Annotated in this window: 13 protein-coding genes; 9 read left to right on the forward strand and 4 right to left on the reverse strand. The window is 59.3% G+C overall.

The annotated features are described in order from the left end of the window. Positions 1-237: 237 nt before the first annotated feature. The 5 genes from AAF358_15130 (at position 238) to AAF358_15150 (ending at position 14,358) form a co-directional block, all read left to right on the forward strand. Positions 238-3,453: a tetratricopeptide repeat protein gene (locus AAF358_15130; protein MEM7706889.1), complete on the forward strand. Its 3,216-nt coding sequence runs from the start codon at positions 238-240 to the stop codon at positions 3,451-3,453. A 181-nt stretch (positions 3,454-3,634) separates the two neighbouring features. After that, positions 3,635-9,532: an RHS repeat-associated core domain-containing protein gene (locus tag AAF358_15135; protein ID MEM7706890.1), complete on the forward strand. Its 5,898-nt coding sequence runs from the start codon at positions 3,635-3,637 to the stop codon at positions 9,530-9,532. 397 nt (positions 9,533-9,929) lie between these two features. Continuing rightward, positions 9,930-10,478, forward strand: a complete 549-nt coding sequence (locus AAF358_15140; protein ID MEM7706891.1) for a sigma-70 family RNA polymerase sigma factor — start codon at positions 9,930-9,932, stop codon at positions 10,476-10,478. Beyond that, positions 10,478-11,554, forward strand: coding sequence for a FecR domain-containing protein (locus AAF358_15145; protein ID MEM7706892.1), 1,077 nt, complete (start codon positions 10,478-10,480; stop codon positions 11,552-11,554). Before AAF358_15140 ends, AAF358_15145 begins: the two co-directional genes overlap by 1 nt. Before the next feature lie 392 nt (positions 11,555-11,946). Continuing rightward, complete coding sequence (locus AAF358_15150; protein ID MEM7706893.1) at positions 11,947-14,358, forward strand: TonB-dependent receptor; 2,412 nt, start codon at positions 11,947-11,949, stop codon at positions 14,356-14,358. A 52-nt stretch (positions 14,359-14,410) separates the two neighbouring features. Here the strand turns inward: AAF358_15150 and AAF358_15155 are convergent, their stop codons facing one another. Further along, positions 14,411-15,706, reverse strand: a complete 1,296-nt coding sequence (locus AAF358_15155; GenBank protein ID MEM7706894.1) for an aminotransferase class I/II-fold pyridoxal phosphate-dependent enzyme — start codon at positions 15,704-15,706, stop codon at positions 14,411-14,413. Positions 15,707-15,727: 21 nt separating this feature from the next. On the opposite strand from AAF358_15155, the gene AAF358_15160 reads away from it, so the two are divergent. After that, positions 15,728-17,059 (forward strand): FAD-binding oxidoreductase, encoded by a 1,332-nt coding sequence (locus AAF358_15160; protein ID MEM7706895.1) that lies wholly within the window; start codon positions 15,728-15,730, stop codon positions 17,057-17,059. Positions 17,060-17,106: 47 nt separating this feature from the next. Here AAF358_15160 and AAF358_15165 read toward each other — a convergent pair whose 3' ends face one another. Further along, positions 17,107-18,015, reverse strand: a complete 909-nt coding sequence (locus AAF358_15165; GenBank protein ID MEM7706896.1) for a hypothetical protein — start codon at positions 18,013-18,015, stop codon at positions 17,107-17,109. 236 nt (positions 18,016-18,251) lie between these two features. Then, on the reverse strand, positions 18,252-18,542 hold the full coding sequence (locus AAF358_15170) for a DUF4156 domain-containing protein (protein MEM7706897.1): 291 nt from the start codon (positions 18,540-18,542) through the stop codon (positions 18,252-18,254). A 212-nt stretch (positions 18,543-18,754) separates the two neighbouring features. Between AAF358_15170 and AAF358_15175 the strand changes: the two genes are divergently transcribed. Further along, complete coding sequence (locus AAF358_15175) at positions 18,755-19,507, forward strand: helix-turn-helix transcriptional regulator (protein MEM7706898.1); 753 nt, start codon at positions 18,755-18,757, stop codon at positions 19,505-19,507. Here the strand turns inward: AAF358_15175 and AAF358_15180 are convergent, their stop codons facing one another. Continuing rightward, complete coding sequence (locus AAF358_15180; GenBank protein ID MEM7706899.1) at positions 19,508-20,014, reverse strand: hypothetical protein; 507 nt, start codon at positions 20,012-20,014, stop codon at positions 19,508-19,510. It lies immediately after the preceding gene. Positions 20,015-20,328: 314 nt separating this feature from the next. Between AAF358_15180 and AAF358_15185 the strand changes: the two genes are divergently transcribed. Beyond that, positions 20,329-21,891: an amidase gene (locus AAF358_15185; GenBank protein ID MEM7706900.1), complete on the forward strand. Its 1,563-nt coding sequence runs from the start codon at positions 20,329-20,331 to the stop codon at positions 21,889-21,891. A 158-nt stretch (positions 21,892-22,049) separates the two neighbouring features. Then, positions 22,050-23,276, forward strand: coding sequence for a sialidase family protein (locus tag AAF358_15190; protein ID MEM7706901.1), 1,227 nt, complete (start codon positions 22,050-22,052; stop codon positions 23,274-23,276). Positions 23,277-23,340 lie beyond the last annotated feature (64 nt).

Consider the following 23,340-nt stretch of genomic DNA (forward strand, 5'->3'; position numbering starts at 1 on the left):
GACCAGGCGCCAGGGTACCGCGTTCGGTGAAATCTCTAAGTCATGGACTGTCTACGAACGCGACCCTCTCGCGCGTGCCGCCAACGCCAATAGCGTTATGATGGAGAGGCCTGTTGCGCCAAGTTACGTTATGGAGCACAACCGCAAGTGAACGATTGCATCGCTGGGTACCGAATCGGGGACCTGGAAGTGAACCTGGACCGCCGAGAACTGGTTTCTCCGGCAGGCCCGATTGCGATGGAACCACGCGCGTATTCCGTTTTGATTTACCTGCTTGCAAATCGCAGGCGCACCATCTCTCAGGATGAACTGGTCGAACAGGTGTGGCCTGGCAGAGTTGTTGGTAATGATGCGCTATATCGTGCCATCAAGCTTGTTCGTGAGGCGCTGCGACAAGGGGGAATCGAAGACGCGGTCAAGACGGTGCATCGGGTTGGCTATGGCTTTGTTGCTGATGTCGAGGAGTTGGGCGCAGCGACGGTGAGCCCGGGCTTTGTGACCTTGCTCGCCGTCAGCTCTACCTCGAAGCTAAAACTCCAGGATCCTGGCGTGGGGCAGATTCTCATGCTCGACGGCACCATCATGCTGTTGTCGTTCCAAACTTCTGCCGGCGCACTTGCCTATGCGCTTGCTGCCAATCCGGACCCGCCGGTTTCAATGGGTTTACATGTCAGTGTCGGGTCTCAACAGGAAAGTATGGATAGCGACGACCCGTCCTGGAATTTGACGACGGAACTTAGCCGTCTCGCGGCTCCGGGACAGGTGCTCTTGTCGGCGGCGGCCTACGAGCTGTGTCGTGCGCAGCGGGAGCTCTTGGCCGCAAAGAAGTTGTCCTGGTTTGCCCACGGAACCTACCGCTTCAAGCATGAGCAGGAAGATCTCACAGTGTTTGAAGTGCGCTCTGAGGAGCTAGAGCCCTTGCCGGCACCGGAGAATGCTGCCGTTGCAGTAAGGTCGAACACGCAAGACACCGTCTTGGGTTGGCGGGCCGCAGTTGAACAGTCGGTCCCGGGACGCCCGCAGTGGGTCCTTCTGGACTGCCTTGGCAGTGGCGGATTTGGCGAAGCGTGGTTGGCGGAACATGTCGGTTCGAAAGAACGGCGTGTGTTCAAGTTCTGCTACCACCGGGACAAATTGCGTTCGCTGATGCGCGAAGTCACGTTGTTTCGACTGTTGCGACAGACGCTGGGAACAAGGCCGGATATTGCACGAATTCTGGACTGGAATTTTACCGACGCACCGTATTTCATTGAGTCCGAGTTGACGCCGGCAGGTGACCTCACACAGTGGGCTCAGGCCCAGGGAGGCGCGACGCAGGTTCCGCTAGAAACGCGATGTGGCATCGTTGCCCAGATAGCCCACGCACTGGCTGCCGCTCATGCCGTTGGTGTGCTGCACAAAGACGTCAAGCCGGCGAATGTGTTGATTAAGGAGGGCGCAAACGGTGAAGTACAGGCGGTGCTCGCAGACTTCGGTATTGGAACCATCACCGACCCGGAGCCTCTTGCTGCCCATGGGATCACGGCGCAGGGCATCACTGAAGCGCTACGGGGAAATCTAACCAGTTCGCGCAGCGGCACTCGACGTTACCAGGCTCCGGAAATATTGGAGGGGCAGCCGGCAACCATCCGAGCTGATATTTACTCGCTGGGTGTGATGGCATACCAGCTGCTTGTGGGAGACCTTGAGCGGGTGCTGGCGCCGGGTTGGGAGCGTGAAATCGACGACCCGCTGTTGTGCGCAGATGTCGCCAGCATGGTCGATGGCGACCCGAACCGGCGGCCTGCTGACGCGAACGTCATTGCTCAGCAATGGCAAAGCGTTCCGGAACGCCGAAACGCCATTGCTGTGCGAGAGGCAAAAGCAAGACGGGATGCACGTGATCGTCGAATCCGTCGGTTGCTAGTGCCTAGTACCGCTGTCCTGCTGATATTTGCGCTGACCATGGTCTGGCAAAACAGCCGCGTCAATCGCGCGCTGGCATCAGCAAACGCGGAGGCCGATCGTGCGAATGCCACTACGGCCTTTATGACCAGGCTGTTTGACGCCGCAAACCCACTTTTTCGTGGTCCGGAGCCGCCCGCATTGATTGCGCTTCTGGAGGAAGGGGAGCGGCAGATCAACAGAGAGCTAAGTAACGAGCCTGACGTTCAGGCACGCTTGTGGACCACCATTGGAAGGGCGTTCGCTGCGGTTGGCGAACATGAAAAATCCATTGAGCTGTTGGAGAACAGCCGGGCATTCGCTCAAACCACCGAACAGCAGCACGCACAGTTTGTTGCTGAGTTGGAATTAGCGAATGTTCTCAATCGCGTCGGCCAACCAGAGCGGGCTGAGGCATTGCTAGAGCCTGCGATTGAGGCGTTAGGCGCAGATCAGAACGATGCTTCCACCGCTATATTGCGCGCGTACATGCTCGCGCGGCTGGCTCGTTCGGAATACCTCCAAGGCAGGGTCGATCGCGCCATTGAGCACGCGGCCGCGGCTGCGCAAATCCAGGAACAATATGCACCTGACAACGACCCTGACTTGCTATTTACGCAGCTGATGGCTGCCAGTTACCACGTCGATACGGACGACGGTGGCGGGCAGGCGGTTGATGAGGCGTTTCGAAAGATCATTGCCAGCTATAAGGAACACCATCCGGATCACTACGGACATGAGTTTGCACTGCAAAATTACGCGCAATACCTTCAGCATCAGGGCCGACTAGTTGAAAGCATGAACGTTGCTGAGGACTCCGTAGCGCTGATGCAGACCCGATTTGGCGCCAAGCACCCGTTTACGGCGCGGGCGCTATATCACCTCGGCTTAATATACGGACAGCTGGAGCGTTACGACGACGGTGAAGCAGCTATGCGGGAGTCCCTCGGCATTCGTCGGGATGTGCTCGGTGAGCATATGGATACCTACAGCAGCCTAATGGATTTGGGCGACCTGTATCGAGTTCAGGGGCAAAGCCAGCAAGCCCTTCCCTACTTCGAGGAGGGTTTGGAAATGGGGCTGCAGGTGCTTGGAGAAAATCACATAGCAATTCCCGGCTCCCGCCATCAGAAGGCGAAGTTGCTGTCGGATCTGAGTCAGCTCGCTGAAGCCCTCAATCTTATGATTCGTGCCTGCATCCAATCTGCTGAACTGCTGGGTGAGAGCCATTGGCGGACAGGCTATTGTGAAAGCGATCGAGCGGCCTTGAGTTCGCGGCTGGTAAGCGATGAGGATCATGAAGCGCTAGCCCGCTCTGCTGCCGCTACACTGGCCAATGCACTGCCCGAAACACATTGGATACGAGCCAACGCAAGCCTTAACCTCGCGCTAGTGCTTTATGCTGCTGGAAACTATGAGGAAGCGGAACGTCTATATCTCGCGAACTTTGAGAAGATCAGCGCATCACCTCAAGAGCTTGCGGCCTGGAAGGCTGCTCGTGAGTCCGCATTAGCGAATCGTGGGAAGTAGTTACCCCTATCGATCTTAAGAGGGGCCGCGGCTTACGTCGACACCCGTTGAGCGGTCGCGCCAGCTGGGCAGGGATAAGCCTCTGATTTATTTCTATTAACTAATTTCATCAGGATTCCATCAAGACTCCGAAAGCGAACTGCACCTAGCATCAGTCCATCACTTCGACCTTGGATTAGACATGATGGAACGCTGGGTCTTGCTCACGGCTTTATTAATCGCATCGGCCGCTTCCTACGGTCAGCCTGTCAGTGTTTTTCAAGATGGCTTTGAGGGTACCTCGGGCCTTCTTAATGCGCCTGGGCTACCTCAGGGTGTTGGCTACACCTTGTACGACGCAAGCCGGTTCCTGTACACCGGGCCCGACCCAATCCAAACCGGAATGGACCCTGCGTTGATCCAACCGGACAAGGTGGCGGTGATTCGCGGCCGCATCTTGGGTCGCGACGGTGGCCCCCGATCTGGCGTGATCGTCAAAATCCGCAGCGCAGCCGAATTTGGCGAAACCAGATCGCGCGGTGATGGTTGGTTTGACCTGGTTGTCAACGGCGGCGGACCCATGACGGTCTCCTTTTCAGGGGAAGGCGTGCTCCCTTTGCAGCGCAGTATCGAGGTTCCATGGGACGAATACGTCGTTCTGGATGACTGTGTCGTCACACCACTGGCCAGCAAAGTCGACACCATCGACCTTGCATCCAATACGGAGATGCAGGTGGCTGAGGGTCCGGTATCGGAGGATGGTGCGGGCCAGCGGAAACCTGCCCTCCTGTTCCCGGCTGGTGTGGCTGCCGAGATGGTCATGCCTGACGGCAGCCGAAGCCCCTTAAACGAAATTAACGTCCGTGCAACCGAATATACCGTGGGTCCCACGGGGCCTGCCGCTATGCCAGGTTCGCTGCCGAGCACGTCGGCCTACACCTACGCCGTTGAACTCAGCGTCGACGAGGCAATGGCGGAAGGCGCACGAACCGTGGCGTTCGATCAGCCCATACCGCTTTACGTTGAAAATTACATTGGTGTTCCTGTGGGCGCCGCGGTGCCGGTGGCGTATTACGATAGTGATCGCTCAGCCTGGGTCGCCGAACCCGATGGTCTGGCCCTTGAAATCTTGGCAACGGACAACGGCCTCGCCACCCTGGATCTCGATGGCGACGGTCTTGCTGATGATGACAGCAGCCTGGCTGATTTGGGCATAACCCCGACTGAACGAGAGTACCTGGCGGGCAAATACCAGCCTGGCCAAACCTTATGGCGCGTCGCCATAGATCACTTTACTCCGTTTGACCTGAATCACCCCGACTTACCCGATCTCCCCTCACCACCCCCACCAGACCCGGGTGGTGGCGGCCTTGGGCGATCCGCCCGCCCGGAAAACAGAAAGATCGACAACCCCTGCGAGGATCAAGGCTCGGTGATCGAGTGCGAAAACCGGGTTCTGGGAAAACAGGTTGCCGTTCAAGGCACAGAATTTTCGCTCAACTACCGCAGTGACCGGGTACTCGGTCGCAATGAAGGCCAGCTGATGGAGATCAACTTGGGTAACTCCATCAACCCCCTGCTCAGTCGCATCTCGTTGCGTATCGAGGTTGCCGGTCAGGTGTTCGAGCGCGACTTTGATCCCCCGGGCGGAACCTTTGTTTACGAGTGGGATGGTCTTGATGCTTACGGGCGATCGGTCGACGGTACGGTAGAAGCGCTGGTCGAGATTTCATATTTCAATCGAGTGAGCTACTGCACGCGACGTTTTGTTAACGGCAGACCATCGTTCGGCCGGCTGTTCTTTACCGATGAGTGTATGGCCACCGATCCTTCGCTAAACGTTGCAGAGCTGGCCACAACCAATCGGCGGCGCATTCGGCTGCGCGCCAGAGACTACCGTACTCTGGGTCTGGGTGGTTGGACCCTCAATCAACACCATCGTTTTGATACCGCAACGCAAACCCTGTTCTACGGTGATGGCCGAGAAGACAGCACCCCTACCGTCGACTCCGGCATCGTTGTCACCATCGCCGGCGGTGGAGATCAATCCGGGGAAGAAGTACCGGCACTCGACGCTGATTTACGAACAAACGGTGCCAGAATCAGCGGACTGGCTACTGCCCCCGATGGCCGTATCTATTTTTCGCTGGATCAGCAGCAGGTGGTGCGAGTCGTGGACACCGATGGGCTGATCCGAACAATTGCCGGTTCACCCGGGGTCGCGGGCTTCAGTGGCGACGGCGGCCCGGCGATCTCCGCCCTGTTGTCAGATCCCGGCGCGCTTTCCCTGGCCCCTGACGGTGACCTGCTGGTAGTGGATCGGGGCAACGGCCGCATCCGGGCTATCGAACGCGATGGCTCAATTCGGACCGTCGCCGGCGGTGGAAGCGACGTGCCGGTTGACGAAGGCATCGCGCTGGCGACTGATTTGTCAGGGATCAATGAACTGGCTGTCAGATCGGACGGTGCTTTTTTCGTCACCATTTTGGAGAATCCCCCGAGTCGATTTGGCAGCACCTGGTCGATAGAAACCGACGGCCGCCTCAGTGATCTCGATGACAGCAGCGAATTTCTTCAATTGGACGATAGCGGTCGATTGCTGTTGGCACAAAGTGATTCGGTACGCTACCTGCTGCCCGCCGGAAAACTGAATGTGATTTTCGGCTCGTTCGATGTTTTTACGGCGGCCCGGAAAGGGAACTTTCTGGACAACACCCTCGTGCGCTCTCTGGTGGTAAACCCCGAGGGTGAGCTGCTCTTCAGCAACAACAACCGGTGCATCACGCTGATCGCGTCCCCGGCCAAACAAGGCCCCGTTGACCTCAGCGATGGCTTTGCTACCCGACTCTACGCTGGACCGAGGCTGACGCTTGCGGGTTACGACAACAATGCCTTTAACTGCACCAACGAGCAGGCCGGTGCTGGCGAACCGCACACCACCAATGCGCTGCAGGCCCGTTTCGGGGGCGATCTGATTTTAGATCTGATGCCCGATGGCGATCTTCTGATTGCCGACGGACTGCTCGGTCGGATAAGGCTCCTGACCGGGCGCGCAGGATCAGGAACCAGCGGCGATATCGTTGTCGCCGATCGGGACACACCGCAGATCTACCAATTCGACAGACAAGGCCGTCACCTTGCCACGCTAAACGTTCTCACCGGAGAGACGCTTTACCGATTCACCTACACCGAAGACGGCCAGCTCGCGAGCGTAACCGATACCTTCGGCCTGGAAACCACCATAGAGCGGGACGCCGAAGGCCATCCGACAACGGTTGTTGCCCCCTTTGGTCAACGAACGTCATTGACTGTCGATACCGAGGGCTATCTCGCATCGATTGCCAATGCTGCGGGCAATACGCAGCGCATTGAATCCGACAGCTTGGGCCTGATAACGCGCTTTACGAACGCGAATGGACACGTCACCGACTACCAGTTCAACGGCCGAGGCTTGCTCAACGGTTTCGCCGCCAGCGATGGGTATGGGCTCACCTATACCCAGAAAACGATCAACAACTCGACGGGCCGTGGCCGGGAAGTAACGACCACGACAGCGTTGGGCGCAGCAAGCGTGAGCCGGGCAATCCGGGATCGCGATGGCAACACCGTTCTCACGAGCATCGATCGGGATGGCGCAGAGACTCGAACTGCCGAGGAAAGGGATGGCTCCCTGGAAACCACCTTCCCCTCCGGCACCATTGATCGCAGTTCCATTGATACCCGGTTGCAATTGGGCGCACAGGTGCCCGCCAATGAGGTCTTTGTCCGCCAGACTCCGCAAGGCAAGAGTCTAATGGTCGTAACTGATCGGGTGCTTGCAGCCGATCCATCTGATCCTTTGCGTCTCGCAGCGCTGACCGACACCCGTCAGATTGGCGAAAGGGTGCAAACCGTCACGTTTGACGCGCAGACCAGGACCATCACGAGCACATCACCGGTTGGACGGTCTGAGATCACGGTCATCGACGACTTGGGAAGGCCCATTTCATACCAGCTAGCGGACGCTTCGAGCCCCGTTTTAACCGAATTTGATGCTCTCGGACGGGCGACGCGGAACACGTTTGGGTCACGCTTTGTGGACTTCGTTTACAACGACCTTGGCCTGCTCGAGAGTCAAACCAATGCCGCCGGCAGCCAGCGGCGCTATGCCTACGATGCGGCCGATCGTCCGATCAGCATCACTTCCCCCGAAGGCCGAGAAACCCGTTTGTCGTATGACCAGAACGGCAATTTGACGGAGGTCACCATGCCCGGCGGACAGGTTCATCGCATGACCTATACGGAATTTGACGAGATGGCGACCTATCAGGCGCCAAGCAGCGGGCAGCTCGTGCAGTCTTTTGATATTGACCGACGACGAACCTCCGTGACCGCGCCCGATGGCTCTGCGCAGGAATTTGCACTGTCTCCCGGTGGTCGAACGCTGTCGATGGGCTACCCTGAGGCCGATGTCACCTTTCAATACCAGGGCAATACCAAGTTCATGACTCAAATGACCTGGGAGCTGGCTGGTGGCGCGCGAACCAACACCACATCGATGACCTTTGACGGCGATCTGCCGACAAGCATCCAGATTGATGGCGATATGTTTACCTATCGCTATGACGACGCCATGCGTCTGGCGGGCGTCACCATCAACAGCCAGCCTGAACTGAGTCGATCCCATGACGATGACGATCTTGTCATCGCCTATGGCGACTATGCGGTCAGCCGGAACAACCCGGGAGGAGCACCCGATCGATATTTCGACGGAACCGCAGAGATCACCTTCGAGTTTGACGGCGCGCAACGCATCGTTCGCCGAACGCACACCGTGGCAGGCAACGTGATTTACGATCTGACGCAGAGCTTCGACTCCGTGAGTGGACGTCTGAGCGAAAAGACCGAAACGGTCAACGGGGTCGAACAGACGCGCAGTTATCAGTTCAATCGCGACGGTGAGTTGACCACCGTGACCGAAAATGCGATTCAGTCTGAAATCTACACGTATGACTTCAACGCCAACCGCACCGGCGCCAATGGACTTGAGGCAACCTTCGATGACGCCGACCGATTACAGTCCCAGGGTTCTCGCAGCTACAGCTACGACGTCAACGGTCGACTGTCCCAGCGGGACAATGTTCAGTTCAGCTACAGTTCCCGCGGAGAATTGCTGGACGTCACGCTGTCGGGTGGACAGAGCATTGAGTACAGCTATGACGGTATGGGACGACAGGTTGCTCGTAGCGATGCCGACGGGACCACGATCTATCTTTATGGTGATGCAGACAACCCGTTTCAGCTTTCTGCGAGCCGAAATCCGGGTGGTCTGCTAACCGAGTACTGGTATGACGAGGCGGACCTGCTGATCGGACTGCGCCAGGGAACGGAGGTGTTTTATGTGGCTTCCGATCCAGTCGGAAGCCCGCGCGTGATCGTGGACAGCACGGGTACCTTGGTTCGGGACATCAGCTACGACAGCTTCGGGCGTATCGTATCTGACAGTAATCCGGCTTTCCCCATGGTCCTGGGATTTGCCGGAGGCGTTGCCGATCCGGCAACGGGCCTGGTTCGATTCGGATTCAGGGATTACGATCCGGAGATCGGGCGCTGGACTTCTGCAGATCCGCTTCTGTTCGCCGGCGGTCAGTTCAATCTGTACGCGTACGTCAACAACAATCCGCTGGAATTCCGAGATCCGACAGGCATGTTCTGTACCGGATTCTCCCAGTACGACAAATGGGGCGGGGGCGCAAAATTCTGTTTTATTGAGGGGCGTTGGTCACTGTGTGCGGATGTGGGTTTTGGCTTTGGCGGCGGACCGTTTGTAGACCCCTTCGGCAACCCCACTGATTCCTATGCCGATTCGCGTTACGTCTCCGGCAGCGTCGGCCTTGCATGCGGGCCCGTTGGTCTTGGGTTTGAGGTCAAGCTGGATCGTTGCGGCCGTGCCAAGAAATCGTTCGCTTGCCGCATTGGACCCATTGATCTCTGTAACCTTCGAAATAGTCTCGCCAGTTTTGTGAAGAGGGATGACGCTCTCTTTACCGTTAAAAACGTCAAGTGCAAAGTGGAAGGTGCGGTGAAAGGTGGGGCCTGTATCGGGACTAATACATTCTAAGCCTGTACATTGAATTAGCTTGGATCCGATAGCGTCTCAACAACCTACGGAAGAAACTCCGTGCCGGGTCGAGCGCGGCTTCGGACATCAAAGACCCGACTTAAATCATGGTCTTACGGCCAAGCGGTTTGCCTCTCAAACGGGTGAGAGAGCTCCGCGGCAATTTTGTCTCACAGATGTCGGCAGGCACCGAAATGGGTTTGAGGAGCTTTCGTCGAGATTCGCTGAGAACGCTACCAAAAGGCGTGGTCCGGCTGCTTTTCCTCGTCGCGGGGTCTCTTTGCTTTGGGGGGAAATCCTCTATCATGACTCTTCAAATACCAAAGATAAGCCGTTTCATCGGACCCAGCCCATCACTAGCAAACCCGACAAAGCGCCAATAGACGCCGACGAAACAGTGGAAGCGGCTTACGCGCACCATCGACCGGTGCTGGCGGCATTTCTGGCGCAGCGCCTCGCTCGCCAGGAAGACGTGGAGGAAATTCTGCAGGAAGCTTTTGCCCGCGCGCTCGACCAGGAAAAACGTCAAGAGGTTCACTCTCCGCGCGCTTATCTGTTTATCGTCGCCCGCAATCTGCTTTCCCGCAAGCTCCGGCGCCAGTCGCGGACGGTCGATTCGGAGGTCAGTCAAGCCTGTCTGAAGCAGGCGCCCTGCGGGGAGCGGCCGCCGGAAGACCAGGCCCATCAGCGCCTGAAGCTCGAAGCTCTCCAGCAGGCTGTCGACGGGTTGCCGACCCAGTGCCGACGGGTATTCTTGCTGCGCAAGGTCAACGGTGCCAGCCAGAAGCAGATTGCCCGGCGTCTGAATATTTCCGTGAGCACCGTCGAACGCCATATCACTAACGCTATGACTCGCCTCCGAGCTGCGCTTAGCGCTCAGGGCTACAACCCTCGATCCGGTTTGGTTAACAACGGGCGCTCGGTGCCCAAAAGGAAAGACCGCTGATGAGTCCGGTTTCGCCACTTACTCCGGACACCTTGGCCGGCAACGCCATAGCCGCCGAGGCCGCGTCTTGGCTCGCCCAACTCGACCAGGGAGAGTTGAGCAACGCCGACCGGCTGGCCCTGGCTGAGTGGGTCAATCGCAGCCCCCGTCATGCCGAAGAGCTGCGTCTGTTGGCGCAGCTGTGGAGCGACGTCGATGGGTGCTTGGACGATCTGCTTTTGACGGCCGAAAAACCCTCACTGTGGAGGGTGCTGCGGCACGGTTTCGTTATTCGACCACTGCAGCTAGCGTCGGCGGCTGCCGCAGGTGTCGCTCTGCTGGCGCTCGGCTCTGCGCTTTGGCTGGGGCAAGTAAGCCTTGACCCGGCGGCAGTGCCGCCGGCTGTGCACCAGACCCTTCGGGGCGAATCGCGTTCGCTTACCCTGTCCGACGGATCCCGGGTTCTGCTCAACACCGATAGCGTGGCGGAAATCCGTGAAACGGCGACCGCCCGAATCGTTCGACTGATTCGGGGCGAGGCCATTTTTGAGGTGGAGCCAGACCCCCAAAGGCCGTTTCAGGTAGTGGCGGGAGACGGACTCGTAGAAGCCGTCGGGACGCGCTTTGTCGTGCGCGTTCTTGAAAACAAAATCAATTTATTGGTTACCAGCGGCCGGGTAAAGCTGGCCGCCTTTGATGCATTGCCGCTCGCGCCCCGAGGGGATGGTCCGATTTCTTTAGACAACCGGCCCACGGAACTGGTTGATGCCGGCCACCGCGCCCGCCTTGACCGCAGGCAGGCCACGGTCGAACCGGTGGCCCAGAAAATTATGGATCGACAGACCGCGTGGCGTGACGGTCGTCTGATATTTGAGGGAGAGCCGCTGGAGTACGTGGTGTCGGAAATCGGTCGCTACACTGAGACGCGCATTGTGATATCGGACGCCGACCTGCGAGAAACGCCCATGGGCGGCGTCTTTCAAACGGGGGAAGTCGAGGCGCTGCTGACCGCGCTGGAGAGCTCAATGAATATCGAAGTTGACCGCATTCGCGATGACCTGGTGTATCTGAAAAGGAAACCTGACCCGACTCCATGAGAGTTTTTTGGGGGATTTGGCGAGCACGCGACTCTTTATGGGGGACGTATGGAATATATCCGTCGGCAACCAGCCTGATCACGCGAGTTGCTGCGGGGCTGCTGTTGCCGTTGAGCATCTGCGCTGAACCGGATAGCCGGGAATTCAACTTTGAACTTCCGGCAGCAGCGGCCAGCGAATCGATTACCGCGCTGGCTGAGCAAGCTGACGCAACGGCTATTTTTCCATACGTGCCTGCCAGGGAGCGGGAGGCAAGACCCTTAAAGGGTCGATACACGCTGGCAGTTGCGCTGGACCGGATTCTGGAAGGCACCGGTTTATCAGGCACAGTGACCTCCGATGGGGTAATCACGGTAGGGCTGCCGGTCCAATCAAAATCTGGAGGCAGTCCTATGCAAAGCAAGCAACCCAAAGCAGGTGTTGTCGGCGCGCTCACAGCGTTTCTCGCGTCGGTATTCACCCCGGCGATCAGCACAGCGCAAACCGAAACTGACGATGAGGCCGCCAGCGGCGTCATCGAAGAAATCATATCGATCGGCACCCGCTCCACCCGACCGCGAACGGCTACCAACTCGCCCGTTCCGGTTGACGTCATTTCCGGCGCTGATTTTAACGCCATGGGCAACACGGCTGACCTGACCGATAACCTGAAGGCCTTCGTCCCCTCCTACACCGCCACGCCGGCCACTGGGGATGGCAGTGCCTTTGTCCGACCGACGTCGCTGCGAGGCATGGCGTCGGATCAGACCCTTGTGCTGATCAACGGCAAGCGTCGACACCGTTCAGCATTGGTGCAGTTTTTTGCGCCAGCCGCCGGCAACGGCGCCCATGGGGTCGATATCGGTATGATTCCGGGCATCGCCATCCAAAGCGTGGAGGTGCTGCGTGACGGCGCCGCCGCCCAATATGGGTCGGATGCCATCGCCGGGGTGATCAACTTTGTCACCAAGCGCAACAACGAGGGCGGCGACCTGCTGCTGCAGTATGGCGAGCACTTCGATGGCGAGTCTAACCTGCGGGCCGCCGGCAATATCGGGTTTGGCGCGGACAGCAACGGTTTTTTCAACTTGTCGTTTGAATACTCCGACAATGACGCGCTGTCCCGAGGCATCCAGTCACCCAGCGCCCAGGCCCTCCTGGACTCGGGCATTGCAAGCGTCGGCTCTGACGCCCCATTTGGCGATGCGCCGCTCGTGCAGACCTGGGGTCGACCGGAATACTCCGGTAGCCGGCTCTTTATCAACTCCGGCTTTGAGCTGGACAACGGATCTGAGCTTTACTTCTTCGGCAACTACGCGCAAACGGAAGGTCGCTACCGGTTTTTCTATCGCCCGCCGACCCATCCCAGCCTGGTCCCGCTGCGAGAGCAGGGTTTTACCGGCCTGCCCGGCGGCTATACGCCGTTTCTGGATGGTGATCAGGACGACTACAGCCTGGTCGGCGGCTGGACTGGCGAGTTTGCCAGCGGCATGACCTACGACTTCAGTATCGGGTTTGGCGGCAACGAACTCGACTATTTTCTGAATAACACCATCAACCAGGATCTGGGGCTGGTCAACGGCCAGCCAGCCCAGCGAGACTTTGACGTGGGCGGCTACGAGCAAGAAGAGATCAACCTCAACGCAGATTTCTCCAAGGCGTTGAGCGACCGCCTCAATCTGGCTTTTGGCCTCGAGTGGCGCGAGGAAACGTACACCGCTATCGCTGGGGAGCCCAACTCTTTTCTCGGCGCAGGCTCAAACGGCTTTGGCGGAATCCGTCCCCAGGATGCCGGCGAGTTTGATCGAGACAACGTCGCGGTCTACGGCGATCTGGAGCACGACATCAGCGACACCTGGCTCATGCAGTACGCGCTGCGTTATGAAGATTTTTCGGACTTTGGCAGCACCGTTAACGGCAAGGTTGCCACACGGGTGAACGTGAGCGACAACACGGCCATCCGCGGCGCGATCTCCACCGGTTTTCACGCGCCAACCCCGGGCCAGGCCAACGTCCGTACCACCATCACCACCTTCGACGGCGCCACGGGTCTGCAGGTTGAAGAAGGGCTTGTGCCTTCGACCAGCCCCCTGGTAGCCGCCGTCGGCGGCACTGCCCTCAAGGAAGAAGAATCGCTGAACCTGAGTGCTGGTTTTACCACCCTGATTGGGGACGCCACCACCCTGACCGTCGACTTTTACAACGTCGAGGTGGACGATCGAATTTACCGGACTGGCGATATCACCGTGCCGGGTCAGGATGGCACCATCTCTTTTTACACCAACGCGCTCGACGTGGAGCACCAGGGAGTCGACGTGGTGGTCACAAGCGATATCGATTGGGGCGACGTGATCAGCACGCGCTTAATCCTCGCCTATAACTACAATGAGATTGATGTAACTGGACAGACCCAGGTTGCTGGCGTCAATCCGGTCAGCGATTCGCTGATCGAGGACATTGAAAACAACTACCCCGAACACCGCTGGTCGCTCACCACCAACACATCCCTGAACGACCAGTGGAACCTGCTCCTGCGTGGCAATTTTTACGGTGAGCATTTCGACGAGCGCGGCACCATTGGTGGCCCGGACGGCAACCGCAGTGCGGAGATCGGGAGCACCTTCTACGTCGACATGGAGCTCGGCTATGATGTCAACGAAAGCCTGCGCCTGGTGCTTGGCGCGTCCAATCTGTTTGATGAATTCATCGACGAAGTTGGTCCGCCGAACGCCAACCGGCTCAGCGTTGGCCTTCAGTATCCCCGCCGCAGTGTAGCCAACTACGAGGGTGGATCCTGGTATCTGCGAGGCGAATGGCGCTTCTGAGGTGTGCGCCATAAGTTAGACCAAGAGCCCGCGCCATGCGGGCTCTTTTTTGTCAGGTCAGGGAGTCTACAAACCGGCGAAAAGCGGCGATACACCCGTGCATCTGCGGGTGGTGTTCGGCGCTCAGAAAGGTCTCCCGGAAACAACCGGTTTGATAAAGGCTTAGCAGCCTTTGGGCAGCCTGGTCGTCTTCCATGTCGAGAAAGCTAGACGCCAGCCGCAGCGACAAAACCTCTGGCGCGAGGCCAAAGTCGGCGCAGGGAAGCGTTGCCAGTTGATGCGCATCCAGCAGGTGATTAGCCAGCTCAACCGAAGTCGTCACGCCTCTGGCTGCCAGCGGCGCGCGCCAGTGGTCAAAGTTGACCGTCAGGTAAAACGCGCCCATAGGTTGGGTCGAGCGAACGCCAAGCGCCCTAAGCTGTTCGTAAAGGCAAACAGTGCGCCACTCGTGAATCTGAGCGCAGTCGGAAATATAGCTCTCAAGTTCCGGTGAATTGGCGTAGGCAGCGCAGGCGGCGTGTTGTACCGGGCTGGCAACGCAGGACCAGGTTTCGCTAGCGATCACGGTCATGGCCTCTAGACAGGAAACTGCGAAAGGCGTATCCGGCGCCAGCATCACTCCAAGTCGCCACCCGCCCAGGGACAAGTGTTTGGACAGACCGCCGAAAACAAAAGTGCCATCCGGGAAGTGTGCTGCCGGAGATACGTGTTCTTGGGCCCGCCCCGATAGACGAAAATAAATCTCGTCCGACGCTAGAATCAAGTTGTGGCGCCGCGCCAGCTCGGCGAGCCTCGCGACCGCTGCCTTTTCGAGCATACGACCGGTAGGATTTCCCGGGGAATTGACGATCAACAGCTTGGTTGGAGCCTGATCGGCCGCCAGCGCGGCATCCAGCGCCTCGAGATCAAGCGCGTAGTCGTCCTCCACCCGTCCAGCCACATAACGCACGGGGAGCCCAAGCAGCGCCGCCTGAGGGCCGTAGCTCACCCAGGAAGGTGCTGGCAGGTATAGCGGCGCTCCAAGGGTCATTTGCAGCGCGTAGAGCAGCAGCTTGCTCCCCGGCCCGATCATCACTTGCTCCGCCTTAAATGGAAGACCTAGATGCTGCTCGTAATAGTCCGCCACTGCCTCGCGCAGCGACAGAAGCCCTGCTCCCGGCAGGTAGCTTTTCTCTCTGGCCGCGTCTGCCAAAGCCTGTGCCAGCTGCGGATGAACTGGAAAACGAGACTCGCCAAAGCCCAGATGAAACACGCTTTCACCCCGAGCCCAGCGCGCCTTGACGGCCTCATTGATGGCGAGCGTTGCAGAGGGTTGGATATTGGCAACCCGGGGGTTAAGTGGTTTCATAGAACGCACGCGTAAAACTGAATGATGAACCGAAACCTACCAGAAGCGCAGACCGTTGTGGTGGGCGCAGGCATTGCGGGCCTGGCCTGCGCCTACGCTTTGTCGCGCCGATCAAAAGCTCCCGACAGCATCGTGCTGCTGGACTCAAGAGCCCCCATGAGTCTGACCAGCGCCCAGTCCGGGGAAAACTACCGGGACTGGTGGCCCCATCCGGTGATGGCGCAGTTTGCACGCCGGAGCGTCGAGCGGATGCGGGCGATCGCCGAAGAAAGTCCGCAGCCCATTCGGATGACCAAAAACGGCTACCTGCTCGCTACGCGGCATGACCCGGAAAGTCTCGCCGATGAATGGGTGAGCGGACTCGAGCAGCCCGGCGATTTGCGGTTCCATTCCCGTGCCAACACAGCCTACAGACGCGGCGGTTTCTCCGGCCTTGATGTGCTGTCAGGAGCGGCCCTGGACGCATTGGATCTCCGGCAGATTGATCCCACTATCCGATCCATTATTCATGTCCGGTGTGGCGGGCAGATCGACAGCCAGCAGCTCGGTCAGTACATGCTCGAGGCCTTTCGCGGGGCAGGAGGGACTCGAGTGAAGAACAAGGTCGAAGAGCTTACAGGTCCCTCGCCGTTTCGCTTGCGCCTCGCTGACGGCAAACAGATTAGATGTCAAACCCTAGTGCTGGCTCCCGGACCGTTCCTGAATCAATTGGTTGCGCAGCTGGAACCCCCGCTTCCTGTCAGCCACGTGCTGCAGCAGAAGCTGGCGTTTGCCGACGTGCACGGCGTAGTGCCAAGGGGCCAGCCGTTTTTGATCGACCTGGATCGCCAGATTCTCGGCTTTGACGCTGAGGAACAGGCGGCGTTGCGAGAAGATCCCGCCTTGGCCTGGCTTTGTGACGAGTTGCCAGGTGGCGTCCACTGCCGACCTGACGGATCGGGCAACTGGATCAAAATGGGCTGGGCCTACAACCAGACGCCTTCGGAGCCGATGGCGGCCCCCCCACTGGATGACCACTTTGCAGAAGTGGTGCTACGCGGTGCTTCGCGCCTGCAGCCTGGCCTCAAGGTTTACACAGAGCGACTACCCAGACAGACCAGCCATTACGGTGGCTATTACTCCATGACGACGGAAAATTGGCCGCTGATCGGGCCCCTAAAGACCGACGGCGCATTTGTCGTGGGCGCTTTGTCGGGTTTTGGCACGATGGCTGCCTGTGAAGCCGGAGCCCTGATCGCAGCTTGGATCCACGGAGACCCCCTGCCCCAGCACGCTGCGCCGCTGGCCCCATCACGGTACGGCAACCGCGACCTGATGGCGCAGATTCAGTCTGCGCCTCGCGGTATTTTATGACTCGACGGGCGGGTCCGCAGCGGCGACCAGCATAGGTGTTCTTGACGCTACGAGTAAAACCGGACGATCTGCTCCGCTGCGCGTAGGAATCGGACATCCCCACTTTCGGCAAATGCCAGCAGGATCCCCTCCACCACGTGTGAGACGTCGACGCCTTTTTCCTGGCCGAGAAACTGTTCGCCGCCCGGATAAACCCGCGTATTTCCCTCGGTGGCGATTTCGCCGGTGGGCAAGATCCGGGCGAGCTGCCACTGGGCAGCGCGGCGAAGCGCAGTTCGCAGCGACTCAAGTTCTGGATTTTGTAGCAGCAGCCGATACCCCACCGCCAGTGCCACCCCGTTGTAGCTTGAATCAAATCCGCCCGCTTCGACGAAGTATCCGTCGCAATGCTGCTGAGCGAGAGCAAGTGCTAAAAAACGCTCAGCGGTGGAATCCAGACCCGGGTCCGCGAGCACGCGGCCCGGCGAGATCATCGCCAGGGCGTCGATGAGCAGCCGGTTAGGCGCCAGCGCGTCGTAGGCGAGCAGCGTTTCCTCGTTGCGCACCAGGTAATCCGCGCCTGCGCGAAGCCGTCTCGAGATTTCAGCTGCAGCCGCCTCGTTGGGTGCCAGGCGTCCGGTCTCGCGTTGGTAGGCGCGAAGTCCGCTGGCGGCAGAAGCCAGGAAAAACGCGGTACCGCTGGCGAGATCACCCGCCCCTGGCTGCTGCCCCGATAACCGGGAGGGCACCTGCAACCGAAAGTCGCCACCCGGCTGCTGCTGGTTGAAGCTATACCGCAAGGCCTGAAAGAAAGCGTCTGCGTAGCGCTCCTGGCCTGTGTGGACCGCGTAGTCCATAAGGTGGTGCATGCGGTACTGGAACCGCACATGAAAGTAGCGGTCCCGGTTGCGTCCCAGCGCCCCGTCCGCCGCAGGCTGCTGTGCGTTTGCGAGGCGCTCCAGATAAGGAAGCGGCACCGGACCAACGAATCCTGCCCTGGTGCTGCTGAAGTCTGCGGCTGCACCCGCTGTCAGCAGCGTAACGAGGCAAGCAAAAAGGAGTCGAGTGTATCGAGGCATCGAGTGAGCAATAGAGCTAATGATAGCCGTATAACGAACACGGACGAAATGCCGTTGACATACCTTTCCCAATAAAGAAATTGGCAAAACCAGTCTGATTCAAACGCTACTGCCGAGAACTCAATATCGAACAATCAGCCTCCGACGTCGGTAAGCCTCCCCTCCGGACATCGGTACGCGTTTCCGACGAGTACGGCCGCGTGGGTGCCGCCAATGGAGTCTTCGCTGGTTTCACTGTAGTTCTCGCTCTCGATCACCACGTAGTTGGCGCCGAGTACGGCGGCCTGGTTTCGTAAATCATTACGCGCCCCTTCGATAAGTGCGCGGTCCGAAGTAAACACGGTGCTGACAAAATTACCCTGGTTTCCGATGACCTCGCCGGCAAATCGACACGCTGAGGATGCGGGTTGCCGGCTGACGACCACCTGACCCGCACCGGCATGGGTTCAATCGCTTAACAGCCGACAAACGCCAGCATTGCCGGCAATAGGAAGACTTTCTGCATGGTCTGAGAACTCCTCGATTAACGTCAATGGCGAAGCTAGAGCAGCGCCAACCAGCAAGCAATACCAGAATGAGACGTATCGTTTTTTGATACTATCGGGTATGCGTTTCGTATCCTGTCGAGGGAATCGCCGTGCAGGAAGTCCGACAACTTGTGGCAGGTCTCAAGCGAATCATGAAATCGCGAGGCATCACTTACGCCAGCCTCGCTGAGGCGCTCGGTATCAGCGAAGCCAGCGTCAAAAGGACGTTCTCGCAGCAGACTTTTACCTTGGAGCGGTTGGCCAAAATCTGCGAGGTCCTCGACCTTTCACTCTACGAGCTGACGCGAACGGCAAGACTGGCTGAAGATAGCCTGCCGGCCCAGCTAACAGACGAGCAAGAGTCGGCGCTCGCCGAGAATCCCCAGCTACTGTGCTACTTCTATCTGCTGCTCAATGGGTGGCGCCCAGCCCGCCTCAAGGGGCACTTCGGCGTGAGCACGCCCCGGCACACGAAACTTCTGCTGGAGTTGGGTCGTCTGGGTCTGATTCGGGTGTTGCAGGGTAATCAGGTTGTGCTGGTGACCAGTCGCAACATCGAGTGGCAACCCGGCGGGCCGGTACGCAGACTCTATGAATCGATTGTGTTGCGAGAGTTTCTCAATTTCCGATTCCAAGGCGCCAGCGACCGATATCGCTTTGCATCTGCGGAACTCAGCGGCGCATCAGCCCAGCTCCTGGCTCGGAAGGTCGATCGTCTGGTGCGCGAGTTCGACGAAATGGCGGAGCTGGACATGACCTTGCCTGCCGGCAAGAAGTCGGGTGTGGGGCTGCTGATTGCTCAGCGGCCCTGGGCGTTTTGGTCTATTCTGGCCGAGGTTGGCGCTGACTGGGACGACGGATAGTCAGCGTCCCATGTTCGCCGGTGGTCCGTCGTACTCGCAGTAGCTGTTCACGCTGTTCACGAAGCGTCCTTCGCCGTACCGACGTACCGCGCGATGCATCTGTCCCGCCAGTGCCTTGCAGGAGACGGGATTGGTTGACCAGCTGATTTTTTCGAGGACAGGCTGATCGCGGCATGCCTGTTCCATCAGCTGCTTGAACTCCCGATCACAGTCCTCTCGCTGGTGTCCGTAGGTGGCAGCACCGTGGCGATAACAATAATCGTGCTGCGTACAGGCCGGTTCGAACAGGTCTTTGGCCTCGTCCAGGCGCTCGGTAAGCAAATCGACGGCCACGGGAATTGAACATCCCAGGGGTTGGCCATTGCCGCAGGCTGGCGTCGGTTTCGTCCAGCCGCGTCGAGCGATGTTGGTGATCTCCGTCATGGCGATGTCACCCGCTTCCGTGGCTAGATGGGTTTTCTCAAGGCTTAAGACGCGGGTAGTGACCTCCGCACCATCTTTCTTCACGATTCGCACCCTGTCCCCGGGCGCAACCCCTGTGCGGATAAAGTTTTCGTAGGGCCGCACAGGCTGGTAAGGCGCACAGCCCCATAGGCAGAGGCAGCTCGTCAGCAGGAGCGCCGTTCGATTCGCCAGTGAATTCACGACGGGCGATGTTATCAGCGCCCTAACAGCTTCGGCTAGTCGGCATGTAAACGAAATGAGAGAGGAGGACGTCCAAACGCTATCACCCTCTTCCAAAGGCCCAAGCGATGCCGCACCTGCGCGCGAGATCAATCGCGCTCTTAACCATGATGGTTTTGGGGTTGACGACTTCGCCCATGACGAGCCGGGCGAACGAAAGAGTTCTTGCAACGTCCGCAACGGAATTGGCAAGGGATATCAAGGCTGGTCGTATCACCGCCGAAGCGGCTGTGCGTACCGCGCTCACCCGAATCGACCAGCTTGATCGCTCCGGGCCTCAGCTCCAAAGCATCATCACCACCAACGGTCAATCGATAGCCGTCGCCAGGGCGATCGACGAGGCGATACAGATGAATCGGGGACAAGGAGGCTTGCTCCAGGGTGTGCCGGTGCTTGTGAAAGACAATATCGAGACGCGAGAGATGCCAACCACCGCCGGTTCACTGGCGCTGATCGACAACAACACCGGCCGCGATGCGACGATCGTCGCTCGCCTGCGAAGTGCAGGAGCCGTGATACTGGGGAAGACCAACCTGTCCGAGTGGGCAAACTATCGCTCCCAAAATGGCGTAGCAGGGTGGAGTGGCGTTGGCGGTCTCACCCGTAATCCGTTTGACCTCAACCGGAGCGCCGGCGGCTCTTCATCGGGTTCTGCGGTGGCGGTGGCGGCAGGGTTTGCGCCGGTTGCATTGGGTACCGAAACCAGCGGTTCTATCGTCTCTCCCGCTGCCTCGATGGGCCTGGTCGGCTTCAAGCCGACGGTCGGGCTGGTCCCTCGCTCGCACATTGTGCCGCTGTCACCGCGGCAGGACGGACCGGGGGTGATCGCCCACACCGTTGAGGATGCCGCACTCCTTACAACCGTCATGGCAGGAACAGACGCCCAGGATCCGGCCACAGCCGAAGCTGACGCCCGGCGAGAGGATTATGTTGCCGCCACCAGGCAAGGTATCGCGTCAATGCGCATCGGCGTTTTCCGATGGGCAGAGGGAGACAACCCCGCGGTATCAGAGGCGTTCAACGCCGCCCTTGAGGTTCTAAAGAGCTTGGGTGTCGAGCTCGTCGAGATTCCGGAGTTCTCGCCTAAACCGGTGTTGTGGCAAAGCGGGGATCGTGTCCTCCAGGCGGAGTTTAAGGCCGGGTTGGAAGCCTACCTCGCCTCAGCCGCGCCCGCCGTACAAACGCGCACGCTTGCTGCGCTGATCAAGTTTAACGAGGAACACGCGGACCGAGAGCTAGCGCTGTTCGACCAAGGGATCCTCATCGAGGCTCAGCAAGCACCTGCAGTGGAAAGCGATGCGCACCAACAGGTGGTTGCCGAGCTGGTCTCGGCGGCACGCGAGCACGGTGTCGATATGCTCCTGAAGACCAATGATGTTCGACTGCTCGTCATGCCAACCGCCAAACCCGCGGCACCAGTCGATCTGGCGGGAGCTTCTCAGCCTTCCGGCGCTCCGCTGGGTGCTCCCTGGCTACCGGGTATGGCCGGGTATCCTTTACTCACAGTGCCAATGGGGGAGCATCTTGGTCTGCCGCTGGGCATCACGTTCGTAGGCACCGCCTGGGACGATGCCGCGGTGCTTCAGGCCGGTGCGGCGTATCAACGCGCAGCGCTCCATCGCTACAACCCCACGTTTACCGCTGGCGACTTTGAGCGCCTGGGGGAAGCCAAGCCTCTGCGGAGCTTCTCGACTCACTAGTATTGCCTGCGACCTGTGCAACGCGAAGCCAATACCTGCACCTGTCGCTGGCTTGGAGTTGCGGCCTGATGTAATCGACGGCAGCCAAGTTCTTCTAGCCGGTCGACGAGGACCCTATACTCCAGCTTGAGCCTCCTCCCGCAGGACTAGAACTCACCATGTGTCATTGGAAAATGCTGGCGTTTACGCTGTTCCTGGTCTTGCACGCTTTACAGCTCTGCGCTGAACCGTCAGACGCTCCGCTGGTGCTCAAAAGCGCGGTCCACTTCGAAGATTTCCAGAATCGCGAGCCGATGGTGCTCGAGCTCAGCAACGGGGATCTTCTGGTTTCCGGCTTTCCCCGTGCCCCACACGAGCCCGCGCGCCCACCCAGCCTCTGGCGCAGCAGCGACGGCGGCAATTCCTGGGCGCGGGTTAACGTCGGCACGCCGGCCGATGGCGCCGTTGGGAACTCGGACGTGGACCTGGCGCTTGGTCCAGACGGCACCATCTACTTCGTCACCATGGGATTCAACCGGACTACGAGTCGAGGCACCCACGTTGCTGTTGGCGTGAGCAATGACGACGGGGCGAGCTGGGCATGGACGCAGCTGACCGACCGTGAGCTAGCGGATAGGCCCTGGGTTGTGGTCTCGGGCGACGGCACGGCGCACGTCGTCTGGAATGACGGCGATGGCGTACATCACACGCTCAGTCGGGACGGCGGCAAGACCTGGCAGTCGCGGCCTCAAGTTCACTCATCTGGAGGGTCAAGCCACCTGGCAGTGGGGCCGCAGGGCGAACTCGCAGTGCGGCTAACGCCGCTGTATGCGTCGGGCAACCGCTTCGACGCCCAGGTCGACATGATCGCCGTGAGCACTGACGGTGGTGATACCTGGTCGAAACGTGCCCTGCCCGGTAGTCGCGTTTGGCTTCCAGGCGGCGTACCCCGGTGGGTTGAGCCGATAGCCTGGGATGGCGACGGCGCGCTGTACTACCTGTGGAGCGAAGGCCGAAGCATGCACCTGGGACGATCAACCGACCGCGGCGCCGCCTGGGAAAGCTGGCAGATCGCCACCGATTCTGACGTGATGTTTTATCCCTATTTGATTGCGACGGCCGACAGAGAACTGGCGGCAACCTGGTTTTCCGCAGCGGACGGTAGAGGGCTTCGAGTGGCCAAAGTATCCCTAAAGGAAGGTGAGCCACAAGTATCGTCTTCTGAGCTGTTGCGTTTTGAATCGTGGGCCGAAACGGAAGACGGCCGGCAACGCGACTCCAACGGTGAGTATGCCCCAATCGTCCGACTCGCTGACGGCGACCTTGCCGTGGTCACGCCGCTCCAGGACGCCCGCCTCGAACGTCTCGGATTTTCTTTTTGGCGCCTAGAGACTTCGCCCCGGTAGCATCCTAGTCCTGACGTTTCCAACAGATCCCACTGCCCCAGAGACTGCGTGCGCCCGCATTGCT

This window comes from Pseudomonadota bacterium, from assembly GCA_039033415.1.
GTDB lineage: Bacteria > Pseudomonadota > Gammaproteobacteria > Xanthomonadales > SZUA-38 > JANQOZ01.

What these genes read in the sequence shown, in the direction of transcription:
- AAF358_15155 (MEM7706894.1), bottom strand. Translation starts at nt 15,706, where the DNA reads ATGAAACCACTTAACCCCCGGGTTGCCAATATCCAACCCTCTGCAACG.
- AAF358_15135 (MEM7706890.1), top strand. Translation starts at nt 3,635, where the DNA reads ATGATGGAACGCTGGGTCTTGCTCACGGCTTTATTAATCGCATCGGCC.
- AAF358_15150 (MEM7706893.1), top strand. Translation starts at nt 11,947, where the DNA reads ATGCAAAGCAAGCAACCCAAAGCAGGTGTTGTCGGCGCGCTCACAGCG.
- AAF358_15185 (MEM7706900.1), top strand. Translation starts at nt 20,329, where the DNA reads ATGACGAGCCGGGCGAACGAAAGAGTTCTTGCAACGTCCGCAACGGAA.
- AAF358_15160 (MEM7706895.1), top strand. Translation starts at nt 15,728, where the DNA reads ATGATGAACCGAAACCTACCAGAAGCGCAGACCGTTGTGGTGGGCGCA.
- AAF358_15130 (MEM7706889.1), top strand. Translation starts at nt 238, where the DNA reads ATGGAACCACGCGCGTATTCCGTTTTGATTTACCTGCTTGCAAATCGC.
- AAF358_15190 (MEM7706901.1), top strand. Translation starts at nt 22,050, where the DNA reads ATGTGTCATTGGAAAATGCTGGCGTTTACGCTGTTCCTGGTCTTGCAC.
- AAF358_15145 (MEM7706892.1), top strand. Translation starts at nt 10,478, where the DNA reads ATGAGTCCGGTTTCGCCACTTACTCCGGACACCTTGGCCGGCAACGCC.